Annotated in this window: 7 protein-coding genes and 1 pseudogene; all 8 read left to right on the top strand. The window is 53.5% G+C overall.

The features are described 5' to 3' along the window. Positions 1–251: 251 nt before the first annotated feature. Positions 252–869 (top strand): annotated as a pseudogene (gene scpB / locus QWY27_RS11735) (SMC-Scp complex subunit ScpB); the annotation flags it as partial. Between the two features lie 704 nt (positions 870–1,573). Beyond that, positions 1,574–3,355, top strand: coding sequence for a pseudouridine synthase (locus QWY27_RS11730; RefSeq protein ID WP_435433479.1), 1,782 nt, complete (start codon positions 1,574–1,576; stop codon positions 3,353–3,355). Positions 3,356–3,625: 270 nt separating this feature from the next. Further along, positions 3,626–4,120 carry a ribosome maturation factor RimP gene (gene rimP, locus QWY27_RS11725; protein ID WP_290198558.1) on the top strand — a complete coding sequence of 165 codons (495 nt, stop codon included), beginning with the start codon at positions 3,626–3,628 and terminating at the stop codon, positions 4,118–4,120. Next, positions 4,117–5,595 carry a transcription termination factor NusA gene (gene nusA, locus QWY27_RS11720; RefSeq protein ID WP_290198557.1) on the top strand — a complete coding sequence of 493 codons (1,479 nt, stop codon included), beginning with the start codon at positions 4,117–4,119 and terminating at the stop codon, positions 5,593–5,595. The genes rimP and nusA overlap by 4 nt, the downstream gene beginning before the upstream one ends. Before the next feature lie 80 nt (positions 5,596–5,675). Continuing rightward, positions 5,676–8,771, top strand: coding sequence for a translation initiation factor IF-2 (gene infB / locus QWY27_RS11715; RefSeq protein ID WP_290198556.1), 3,096 nt, complete (start codon positions 5,676–5,678; stop codon positions 8,769–8,771). Between the two features lie 10 nt (positions 8,772–8,781). Next, positions 8,782–9,183 (top strand): 30S ribosome-binding factor RbfA, encoded by a 402-nt coding sequence (gene rbfA, locus QWY27_RS11710; RefSeq protein ID WP_290198555.1) that lies wholly within the window; start codon positions 8,782–8,784, stop codon positions 9,181–9,183. Between the two features lie 25 nt (positions 9,184–9,208). After that, positions 9,209–10,024, top strand: a complete 816-nt coding sequence (truB, locus tag QWY27_RS11705; RefSeq protein ID WP_290198554.1) for a tRNA pseudouridine(55) synthase TruB — start codon at positions 9,209–9,211, stop codon at positions 10,022–10,024. Between the two features lie 9 nt (positions 10,025–10,033). Further along, complete coding sequence (gene typA, locus QWY27_RS11700) at positions 10,034–11,854, top strand: translational GTPase TypA (RefSeq protein ID WP_290198553.1); 1,821 nt, start codon at positions 10,034–10,036, stop codon at positions 11,852–11,854. Positions 11,855–12,014 lie beyond the last annotated feature (160 nt).

Raw genomic sequence — 12,014 nt, 5'->3', positions numbered from 1 at the left:
GAACTTTCATGAACGATCAGCAAGACAAGCAATTTAATGCGCCTGATGATTCTGATTCGCAACCATCTGACACGCAACAATTTAATGATGAGTTGCCGCACGCAGAAGGCTCTCTTCAAGACATTGCAGTGGTAGGTGTGCCAGTGGTAGATACGCCAGCCGTTGCTGGCACAACAGATGCGGATGAGATTGTTGAGTTTGCGTTAGCTAAACGTGTGGTTGAAACAGCTTTGCTGTGTGCTTCGAGCCCAATGCCTCTGTCCGAGCTGCGCAAGCTTTTTGAGGAAGAGTCCCAGTCAGCGGCCCGGCTAACAGAGTTGCTGGAGTCGATTCAACAAGACTGGCTGGATCGTGGCATGGAATTGGTTGAGCTTGCCTCAGGTTGGCGGTTCCAGAGCCGTGCGTCGATGCAGCGTTATCTCGAAAGACTGAGCCCCGAGCGTGTGCCAAAGTATTCTCGCGCAGTGATGGAGACCTTGGCGATCATTGCTTGGCGTCAGCCTGTTACCCGAGGGGATATCGAGGATATCAGGGGTGTGACGGTTTCCTCCCAGATTGTTAAAACACTAGAGGACCGCGGTTGGGTCGAAGTGATCGGTCATCGCGACGGTCCTGGTCGCCCTGGTTTGTTGGGGACAACCAAACAGTTTCTGGATGACTTGGGTTTACGTGCGTTAGACGAGTTGCCCGCACTGGGCGCGGCCGAGATGACAGAGGCTTTGCAGTCTTTGACGCTTGAGGCTGCGGCGCTTTCTGCAGCATCTGCGACAGATGCGACGGATCCTTCCACTCAGGAGCTTGATTTAGAGGCGACGCCATTCGTCGAGCAAGCGATCGTTGAGGACCAAGAAGCAGAAATCATCAGAGAAGAACAAGAAAACATCGAACACAATCAACAGGACGAAATGAAGCTCGCTTGCGCTGAGCCTCCAGAGTCTGCCGAAGCACAACATACACATTACCCAAATCTGGAGTCCAAGTGACTAAAACAAATACCGATGAATTAGTCTTGAATTCACAGGAGACTGTGGCGAAGGCTGTTAAAAAAGCTGTGCGCAAAACGCCAGCACGTAAAACTGCGGTAAAACCTTCTGTTGCTGCTCAATCCGAAGCTGAGCCAAATGTCGTCGCGATCGCTGATCATCTTACGGATGCTTCTGGTGATGCCCCTTCGGCTCCTCGCAAAGCTGCTGCACGTAAAACAACCCCTCGCAAGACCGCGTCCAAGCTTGCACCAGCCGACGCAGACGCGACCTCAGTTGCTAACTCAGTCGCCAGTGTGACTGCACGCGAAGAGGTGGCACCGGCCACTGAGTCATCACAGTCTGAGCCAGCACCCAAAGCTGCGCGTGCACCAAGACAGCCTCGCGCGACCAAACAAACCAAACAGGCACAATCATTGCAGCAGGAGGATGCAGACACCTCAGCCCTTCATTCAAGCAACGCTGCTGAAACCTCTGCTCCAGCAATGCCTGCGCCGACTCAGGTATTTACCCAGCAAGAGCCATCCGCAGCATTCGTGCCAAATGAGCCATTCACACCCTCGGTTTCCGGATCAGAAATTAGTGGTCAGATTCGTCCTCAGTTTGAAACCGTTAGTCCGTCTGATTTGGCTGCATCCTCGCCTAAGTCGCGTGGCCGTAAATTACGTACACCCTTTCGCCGTCGTCGTAGCGATGCGCCTGAAACTGGCGGTTTCCCCGAGCAAGTTGGACCTGCGGCACGCTTGCCAGCCGACTTTGTGTCCTTTGACGAGGATGTCCGTGATGTCGTCGATTTTGGTGATCCGGTTGCGGCTGAAAAAGAAGCCGAGCAGGCGCTTTCGTATTTGAGTCAAGCCGAGCGGATTGAGCAGCGTCTGAATAAATATCTGAACAGTGATGTTCTGATGCCAAAGTTGCACAAGGTACTCGCCGATGCGGGGATTGGGTCGCGACGCGAAATGGAAGAGCTCATTATTGCTGGTCGCGTATCGGTGAACGGCGAACCCGCACACATTGGTCAGCGCGTGGGCGCGAACGACGCTGTGCGCGTGAATGGTCGACCCATCACTCGAACCAATGCCAAAAAGCCACCACGTGTGATTCTTTATCACAAGCCTGCCGGCGAAATTGTGAGTCACGATGATCCCAATGGTCGTGCGAATGTGTTTTCTCGACTGCCTAAAATGAAAGTGGGTAAGTGGTTGTCGATTGGCCGTCTGGACCTCAACACGGAAGGTCTGCTTATTTTCACAACTTCGGGCGATCTGTCCAATCGACTCTTGCATCCCCGCTACGGTAATGAGCGCGAATACGCAGTGCGTGTGCTGGGCGAGTTGGGTCCGGAGCAGCGGCAGTCATTGCTGGATGGCGTCATGCTTGACGATGGTCCTGCAAGTTTCGGCATGATCGAGTTTATTGGGGGTGAGGGTAGCAACCGCTGGTACCGCGTCACCTTGAACGAAGGGCGGAACCGCGAGGTGCGTCGCATGTTCGAATCTGTTGGCCTGACAGTGAGTCGCTTGATCAGAACCCGCTTTGGTGACATTGTTCTGCCTACAACATTACGCCGTGGCCGTTGGGAGGAGCTGGATTCCAAACTTGTTTCGGCGTTGATGGTACAAGTGGGCTTGCTGCGTGATGACGACTCGACGGATGGTCGCTCTCGCGCACCAAGACAGCCCGTCTCGCATGATAGCGCTTTGCCTCCGGGCTTTGGCACACTCGAACGTAATGGGACTCACGGTGCCAAAATGGGTCGTCGCGGAAAAGTCCAGGGTGGCAGATCCGGAAAGCCTGGCCCCTTTTTACACCCGACTGAACACGTTGCAGCAGTGTTAACCGTGGGAGGTGGTTTCGCGAATGGTCATCCCCAAGGTGGCCAAGGTCCGGCAAGAGGCGGTCGTGGCAAGCCGATGGGGCCTGCGGGTGCGGGAGCGCGCGGACCTGGCTTTGGTGGCGCCAATAAGCCTGGCGGTCCAAAAGGAGCTTCTCGTCCCCCGCGTGGTCCGCGTCCGGGCGGCCGTGGGCCCCAGGGACCGGGCGCGCAGGCAGGCCAGGGAGCAATGTCGCGGGATGTAATCCCAGGCTTGTCTGGCGAGCCTGGATTTCGGCCCAATCGCGAGCCTGGTCAAGGGCGTCCGCGCGGGCCCGGAGGTCCAGGCGGGTCAAGTGGCTCAGGAGGGCCGGGCGGACAAGGTCGTCCTCCCAAACAGGGCGGACGCGGTCCTGGTAAACCAGGCGGTCGAGCCAAGCCAAACCCCGGCAACTCAGCGGGTCGGTCCGCGCCTAAGGGCGATGATTGGCAACCGCGCGGGGCTTCTGCGCATGAGTCTAGACTTGGATTTACCAAATCATCGCGTGGTGGTCGCTAATATTTATTAAGAAATATTTTGTATTCGAGCATGTTTTTTGAAGGCGCATTCAACGTAAATGGTTGGTGTGACAAGACTTTTTTCACTAAACATGCTAGAATTTAGGGCTAACGAGTATTTCCAAGAATATTTTTGAATGGCATTTCAAATGACACTTTAAATGTTCTCTTTTAAATACTCCCTTGGCCTGGCTCTGGTTGCAGCGCCCTCGGGCACAGGTTGACTAATTTGTTGTATATGGGCTGTTTTCAGCCCTTTTTTTTTGGACGTATGGCAGATCTTTTTACAATCACGCAGCAGGCTTTAGCCTCCATGGATGTCGAGTTCATCGACATTGAGCGCGCTGCGCTTGGTCTTTTGCGTGTCACGATTGATCGACCCGAGGGTATTCGGATCGAGGACTGCGAACTGGTTTCCAAGCATTTGTCGCGCGTGTTCGAGGTTGAAAATATCGACTATCGAAGACTCGAGGTCGGTTCGCCTGGCGTTGATCGTCCTCTTAAGACTGAGGCGGATTTCAAGCGTTTCATCGGTGAGCGTGTTGAGGTCAAGCTGCGCGAGGCAGTTGACAATCAAAAGATTTTTTCTGGTGAACTGGTTGACCTGAGTGGGACATCCAGTGCTGCGGGTACCGAGGCAGTGTTGCCTTTCGGTATAGAGTTTGAGGCTAAAAAAGGCGAGATTCGACAGGTGGCTTTTGCATTTACGGATGTAGAGCGCGCCAAGTTGAATCCTGTTCTGGATTTCAAGGGCAAAAAGCGATGAGTCGCGAAATTCTTCTGTTAGTAGACGCGTTGGCGCGTGAAAAAAACGTGACGCGGGACGTCGTATTCGATGCGCTCGAGGGTGCTTTGGCTTCGGCCATGAAAAAGCGCTTCAAAGAGGATGCTGACATTCGCGTGTCTGTCAATCGCTCGACCGGAGATCACGAAGGCTTTCGTCGCTGGTTGGTTGTGCCTGACGAACAAGGTCTTCAGGAGCCGGATCAACAGGAAATGTTGTCTGATGCGCGTGAAATTGTCTCCGATATTGAGGTTGGCGAGTATATCGAAGAGCCCCTCGAGCCCATTGAGTTTGGTCGCATTGGCGCTCAGGCTGCCAAGCAGGCGATCTTGCAGCGGATCCGTGATGCTGAGCGCGAGCAGATTCTGAACGACTTCTTGGATCGTGGCGAAATGATCGTCTCAGGTTCCATTAAGCGCATGGATAAAGGCGACGTCATCGTCGAGACAGGCAAAATCGAAGCCCGCTTGCCGCGTAGCGAAATGATTCCTAAGGAAAATCTGCGCGTGGGCGACCGTGTGCGCGCTTGGGTATTGAAAGTCGATCGTACTGCCCGTGGACAGCAGGTTATCTTGTCGCGGACCGCTCCGGATTTTATTCGCCAGCTATTTGAAAATGAAGTCCCCGAGATCGAACAGGGATTGCTTGAGATTAAAGGTGCGGCCCGAGATCCAGGCGTGCGCGCCAAGATCGCGGTCGTAGCCTATGACAAGCGTATTGATCCTATCGGTACCTGCGTGGGGATGCGTGGCTCACGTGTCACCGCTGTTCGTAATGAGCTGGGTGGCGAGCAGGTCGATATTGTGTTGTGGTCCGAGGATCCTGCTGAGTTTGTGATTGGTGCGCTGGCGCCAGCTAACGTCGAGTCGATTGTGGTGGACGAAGATCGTCACGCAATGGATGTTGTAGTTGACGAAGAAAACCTCCCCAAAGCCATTGGCTCAAAAGGTCAAAACGTCCGTCTGGCATCCGAGCTGACTGGCTGGCAGATCAACATCATGACACCAGAAGAAAGCCATAACAGACAGGAAATTGAGCGTGCGCAGTTGCGTAATACGTTCATGTCCCGTCTTGATGTCGACGAAGAGGTTGCAGACATCTTGATCGATGAAGGCTTCACCGGTCTCGAAGAAATAGCCTATGTGCCGATGCAGGAACTTCTCGAGATTGAGTCGTTTGACGAGGATACGATTAACGAGTTGCGTACGCGTGCCCGCAACGCGCTGTTGACTGAGGCGATTGCTCAGGAAGAGCGTGTCGAGACGGCTCAGGATTTGCTGTCTCTCGAGGGCATGACGCCTGAGCTAGTGGCCAAATTGGCTGCTGGTGGTGTCACAACCCGTGATGATCTCGCTGAGCTTGCGACAGATGAGTTGATTGAAATGTCGGGACTTGAAGAAAAGGCCGCCAGTGATTTCATTATGGCTGCTCGTGCACATTGGTTTGAAGATCAGTAGAAAGTTAAAAGTCAGTCGGGCGGCATTGGCCGACCCCGCACTTGAAGTTGTCACGCTGTAAAAAGGTAAGAGAGAGTCTAATGTCGAGTAACACTGTCGCCCAGTTCGCAATCGAGCTGAAAATGCCTGCCAACGTGCTGTTAGATCAGTTACGTGCTGCGGGTGTCGATCTCAACTCAGTGGACGATAATGTCACTGATGGCGACAAGGCTCGCTTGCTTGAGTCGTTGCGTCGCTCGCATGGTGCGACCGAAGGCAAGAAGATCACGTTGACCAGACGCCAAACATCTGAAATTCGCCAGGCTGACGGCTCGGGTCGTTCGCGCACGATTCAAGTTGAGGTGCGTAAAAAACGTGTATTCGTCAAGCGTGACACCCCTGAATTAGGTGAAACAACTGCAACGCCCTCACCGGCGGGGCTTGCGCAGAGCGAGGCGCCTCAGACCGCTCAGCCTACTGGTGCGTCTGAGCTGTCAGCTGCGACGCCTGTTACAAGCACTTCTGCCGCATCGTCCGCGACTGTCGATACTTCAGTGCAAAGTGCTGAGCCCGCTGGTGACACGCTCTCGACTTCTGCCGCAACTGACAAGCCAACTGCCCAGTCGGAGCCTGCTGTTGCTGAGCAAGCCGTTGAGCCTGTTGGAACAGTTTCACCCGCGGTTGATTCCTCTCCAGTCGTGACCGCAGCGGTTGAGGATTCTGTTCCCGCATCTGCTCAGGTCACATCTTCCAATGCAGTCGAGACCTCTCCTTCCAAGACCGATGCACCGGTAGCCGAGCACGTTGATGCCGCGCCATCATCAGACCGTACAAAGGCTGTAGCTGAGCCATCGATCCCAACTGACGAGGTTTCCTCACCCAAGCTGACCGGATCAGAAGCGTCTTCAACTAGCGAAGTGCAGCCAGCCAAGGCCGCAGATCACGCAGCGCCTGTGCAACAAAAGCAAGTTGAGCCAGCCAAGTCAGTTAAGTCAATGCGCGGGCGTGCTGTTCCACCTGCTCATGTTGCAATGCCTGTTGACAGCGATGCCCGGGATGAGGCGCGTCGAGCATCCGAGGCTGAGGCTGCCGCCTTGCGAGACATGCTGAACCGTCCGCGTAAAGTCGTGCGTCCCGAGCCCGAGGCTGCCGCACTGTCAGGCACCTTGCACAAGCCTGCTGCAGGCACTGCCGCCAAAGGCGCCAAGAAAGATGGTGCTGTGGACGCTCCAGGCAAAAAAGTCCTCAAGTCCGGCGAAATTGCCTCGACATGGACAGATGATGCCTCGCGTAAAAAGCCTGCTGAAAAGCGTGATGCGCCTGCCGCACCTGGTCGCGAAGGCTGGCGTGCGGGTGGAAAGAGTAAAGCTGGTGGTAAAAAAGGTGCACGTGGTGCAAACAATGTGGCACCTGAGCGTCGTGAGCCCGCCCCGGTAGAATTTATTGCTCGTGAAATTCATGTGCCCGAAACAATTAGTGTTGCCGATCTGGCGCACAAAATGTCGGTTAAGGCTGGCGAGGTCATCAAGCATCTGATGAAGCTCGGTCAGATGGTCACGATCAATCAGGTGCTCGATCAAGAGACGGCAATGATTGTTGTCGAAGAGTTAGGGCACAAAGCGATTGCCGCCAAACTGGACGATCCCGAAGCTTTCCTTGATGAAAATGCACCCCACGAGGATGTGCAGTCATTTCCTCGTGCCCCTGTTGTGACAGTAATGGGACACGTTGATCACGGTAAAACCTCACTGCTGGACTATATCCGTCGCGCCAAAGTGGCTTCGGGTGAGGCTGGTGGCATCACACAACATATTGGTGCTTATCACGTTCAAACTGAGCGTGGCATGGTGACTTTCCTCGACACGCCTGGACACGAGGCGTTTACCGCGATGCGTGCCCGTGGTGCCAAGGCAACGGACATCGTGATTTTGGTTGTGGCCGCTGACGATGGCGTGATGCCTCAGACCAAAGAAGCGATTCATCATGCAAAAGCTGCAGGTGTGCCGCTTGTCGTTGCTGTCAACAAGATTGATAAGCCTGACGCTAATCCTGAGCGTGTTAAACAAGAGCTGGTCGTTGAAGAAGTCGTACCGGAAGAGTACGGCGGAGATGTGCCTTTTATTTCAGTGTCCGCCAAAACTGGGCAGGGTATTGATGAGCTGCTTGAAAACGTGTTGCTGCAAGCAGAAGTACTTGAATTGAAAGCTGCGATTGACGCGCCTGCCAAGGGCATCGTGATCGAAGCGCGACTCGACAAAGGCCGCGGTCCGGTTGCGACGATTCTGGTTCAAAGCGGAACGCTTAATCGCGGTGATGTGGTCCTTGCTGGTGCCAGCTATGGCCGTGTGCGTGCCATGTTGGATGAAAATGGCAAACCTATTCAGTCGGCCGGGCCTTCGATTCCAGTCGAGATTCAAGGTTTGACCGAAGTGCCTTCTGCTGGTGACGAGATGATGTCTTTAGCTGACGAGCGTCGTGCCCGCGAGATCGCCTTGTTCCGTCAGGGTAAGTTCCGTGACGTTAAGCTGGCGCGCCAGCAGGCAGCAAAACTCGAGTCGATGTTCGAAAATATTGCCGAGGGTTCACAGACCTTGTCACTGATCGTCAAAACAGACGTTCAAGGTTCCCAGGAGGCATTGGTTGCATCCTTGCTCAAGCTTTCTACCGAAGAAGTGCGTGTCCAAGTTGTTCATGCTGCGGTCGGCGGCGTATCTGAAAGCGACGTCAATTTGGCGATTGCCTCGGGTGCAGTGATCATTGGCTTTAATGTGCGCGCCGATGCCAGCTCTAAAAAGCTTGCGGAGTCCAACGGTGTCGATATCCGCTACTACAACATCATTTATGACGCTGTCGATGAGATCAAGTTGGCCATGTCAGGCATGCTTGCTCCTGAAAAGCGTGAAGAAGTCATCGGCATGGTTGAAATTCGCGAGGTCTATACGATTTCCCGAATAGGTACTGTCGCAGGCTGCATGGTAACCGATGGTGTGGTGCGTCGCGATTCACAGGTTCGCTTGCTGCGTAACAACGTGGTGCACTGGACTGGTTGGCTCGATTCCTTGCGTCGCTTCAAAGATGACGCCAAGGAAGTCAAATCTGGCTTTGACTGCGGTATCACTTTGCGTGGTAATAACGACTTGCAAGTTGGCGATCAACTTGAAATTTTTGAAATTAAGGAAGTGGCACGCTCGCTTTAATGCCCACTAAATGAGTCGTCATAAACAAAAATCCTCTCCCGGCCGTAATTTAAGGCTCGCTGACCAGATCCAAAAAGATCTGGCCATCATTATTCAGCGCGAAATCGATATGAGTCGCGCTGGATTGATCACGCTTTCCGGGATAGAGTTGACGACAGACTATGCGCACGCCAAGGTTTACTTTACGGTTCTTGGTGCTGAACCTGAACATGCGCAAGCCTTGCTAAACGAAAAAGCAGGATGGTTTCACTCCCAGCTTTACAAGTTGCTGCATATCCACACGGTACCTACGCTTCACTTCTTCCATGATCCACGTCTCAAGCGTGGAATCGAGATGTCTGCACTGATTGACCAGGCGAATTTGCCAGGTCAATACGCAGGCGTCCCTGACGAGCCTGAAGACAAGCCTTAAGGGCTGTCGTTTTTGGAAACAGACGATGGCTAAAAGACGCGGGCGCGTGCTCGATGGTGTGTTGTTGCTGGACAAACCGGTAGGGTTGTCGAGTAACCACGCGCTTCAACGCGCTAAACATGCGATGGATGCTCAGAAAGCTGGTCACACAGGGACCTTGGATCCTTTTGCGACGGGTTTACTAGTGTGTTGCATGGGGCGTGCCACCAAAATTTCAGCCGCCATGCTTGGTGCCGACAAAGGCTATCGCGCAACGATTACCTTTGGGAGTGAGACAGACTCTGGCGATTTGACTGGCATTGTAGTGAGTGAGGCGGGTGCGGGATTTTCGGGCGTGACCGAGCAAGCTCTGCGCGCGGTCTTGAAAAGCTTTATGGGTACGCAAATGCAGATCCCTCCAATGGTCTCCGCACTGAAGCGCGACGGTAAGCCCCTATATGAATATGCGCGTCAAGGTATTGTGCTGGAGCGCGAACCCAGAGAGATCACGATCAAGCAGCTCGAACTCCTGAACTTGACACCGATGTCGGCTGAAGTACAGGTCTTGTGTACGAAAGGGACCTATATCAGAACCCTGGCGCAGGACATCGGTCGCTCGCTTGGTTGTTTTGCTCACCTTTCGGCGTTGCGTCGCACGCAAGTCGGCCCATTTTTTCTCGATCGTGCGATCGCACTCGAAACATTGCAGACGATGGAAACACCCGAAAGTGTTTTGATCGCGTTGGAAGATTTACCCGCTGAGCTTGTGCCAGCGAAAAAAAGCACAGCTTCCCCGGACGGTGTTTTGTCTGGTTCCATTCATGTATCACCTGCGGACGATGTGTCCGCTCAGACTCACTAAAGGATTTGTATGTCACGCGCATTGCGTAACGTTGCCATTATTGCCCACGTCGACCACGGCAAAACGACACTCGTCGACCAACTTTTGCGCCAGTCCGGTACCTTTCGCTCAAACGAGCGCATGACCGAGCGCGTGATGGATTCCAACGATCTTGAAAAAGAACGTGGCATTACTATTCTTTCGAAGAACTGTGCTGTCGAGTATGAGGGTACGCATATCAATATCGTCGATACCCCCGGTCACGCTGACTTTGGCGGTGAAGTTGAGCGTGTGCTGTCGATGGTAGACGGTGTCTTATTGCTTGTCGATGCTGTCGAAGGCCCCATGCCGCAGACCCGCTTTGTGACCAAAAAAGCGCTCGCGCTTGGCCTCAAGCCAATTGTGGTAATCAACAAAGTTGATCGTCCTGGTGCGCGGTGTGATTTTGTGATCAATGCGACCTTTGAGTTGTTCGACAAACTTGGCGCCACCGAAGAGCAGCTCGACTTTCCGGTCATCTACGCTTCAGGTTTGAACGGTTACGCCGGTCTAACCGAAGATGTGCGGGAGGGCGATATGCGCCCGCTGTTTAACGCAATTCTTGAATACGTTCCGATGCGAGAGGATGATCCGGATGCGCCGTTGCAATTGCAGATTACCTCGATTGATTACAGTACTTATGTTGGCAAAATCGGTATTGGCCGCATCCGTCGCGGTCGTGTCAAAACCGGCATGGATGTAGTTTGTCTGAATGGACCGGACGGCGCAACCTTCAAAGGTCGCGTCAATCAGGTTTTAAAGTTCAAAGGTCTTGAGCGCGAAATCGTCGACAGCGCGATTGCGGGCGACATCGTGTTGGTCAATGGTATTGAAGACATCGCGATCGGAACGACTTTGTGTTCGCCGGATAAAGTCGAAGGTCTGCCGATGCTTAAAATTGACGAGCCCACGCTGACCATGAATTTCATGGTGAACACCAGCCCGTTGGCTGGCCGCGAGGGTAAGTTTGTGACCAGCCGTCAGTTGCGTGAGCGACTGGATCGCGAGTTGAAGTCGAATATGGCATTGCGTGTTCGCGACACAGATGATGATACTGTTTTCGAGGTTGCGGGTCGCGGCGAGTTGCATTTGACGATTTTGATTGAGACGATGCGTCGTGAAGGTTATGAGCTCGCTGTATCGCGTCCACGAGTTGTCTTTAAAGAAGAAAACGGCGTTAAGCTCGAACCATACGAAAATCTCAGTATCGACCTTGAGGACAACACCCAGGGCGCCGTGATGGAAGAGCTCGGCATGCGCAAAGCAGAGTTGCTGGATATGGTCAGCGATGGTCGCGGACGAACCCGACTTGAGTATCGCGTGCCAGCTCGCGGCTTGATCGGCTTTCAGGGCGACTTCATGACTATGACGCGCGGTAATGGTCTGATGAGCCATACTTTTGATGCGTACGGCCCTGTCAAGGAAGGTTTGCTTGGCGAACGTCGCAATGGTGTGCTGATCAGTCAGGATGATGGAGCAGCCGTTGCGTACGCGTTGTGGAAGCTACAGGATCGCGGTCGCATGTTTGTATCGCACAATGATCCCGTTTACGAAGGCATGATTATTGGTATCCACAGCCGAGACAATGATCTGGTCGTGAACCCAATCAAGGGTAAGCAATTGACCAACGTGCGTGCATCGGGTACCGATGAGGCAGTGCGTCTGGTTCCTCCAATCGATATGAGTCTTGAGTACGCAGTTGAATTCATCAGTGATGATGAGTTGGTGGAGGTCACTCCCAAGAGCATTCGTCTACGTAAACGCTTTCTCAAAGAACACGAGCGTCGCAAGATGTCCCGTGAAGGCGCATAACTACGACAAGTTTGCGTAAAAAAAACGCAGCCTATGAACTGCACCCCAAAAGTTGGACACCCATCCAACTCTTGGGGTGTTTTTCATGGCGAAGTACGAAAAGGAATTTAAAAGATCAGTAGTTCATGATTACTTAGCAGGTGGCGGAGGCTACAAAAGG

The organism is Zwartia vadi (genome assembly GCF_030410375.1).
GTDB classification, from domain to species: domain Bacteria; phylum Pseudomonadota; class Gammaproteobacteria; order Burkholderiales; family Burkholderiaceae_B; genus Zwartia; species Zwartia vadi.
Note: the sequence above shows the minus strand (reverse complement) of the source record. Positions and strands in the feature narration are given on the sequence as shown.

What these genes read in the sequence shown, in the direction of transcription:
- nusA (WP_290198557.1), top strand. Translation starts at nt 4,117, where the DNA reads ATGAGTCGCGAAATTCTTCTGTTAGTAGACGCGTTGGCGCGTGAAAAA.
- truB (WP_290198554.1), top strand. Translation starts at nt 9,209, where the DNA reads ATGGCTAAAAGACGCGGGCGCGTGCTCGATGGTGTGTTGTTGCTGGAC.
- rimP (WP_290198558.1), top strand. Translation starts at nt 3,626, where the DNA reads ATGGCAGATCTTTTTACAATCACGCAGCAGGCTTTAGCCTCCATGGAT.
- typA (WP_290198553.1), top strand. Translation starts at nt 10,034, where the DNA reads ATGTCACGCGCATTGCGTAACGTTGCCATTATTGCCCACGTCGACCAC.
- rbfA (WP_290198555.1), top strand. Translation starts at nt 8,782, where the DNA reads ATGAGTCGTCATAAACAAAAATCCTCTCCCGGCCGTAATTTAAGGCTC.
- infB (WP_290198556.1), top strand. Translation starts at nt 5,676, where the DNA reads ATGTCGAGTAACACTGTCGCCCAGTTCGCAATCGAGCTGAAAATGCCT.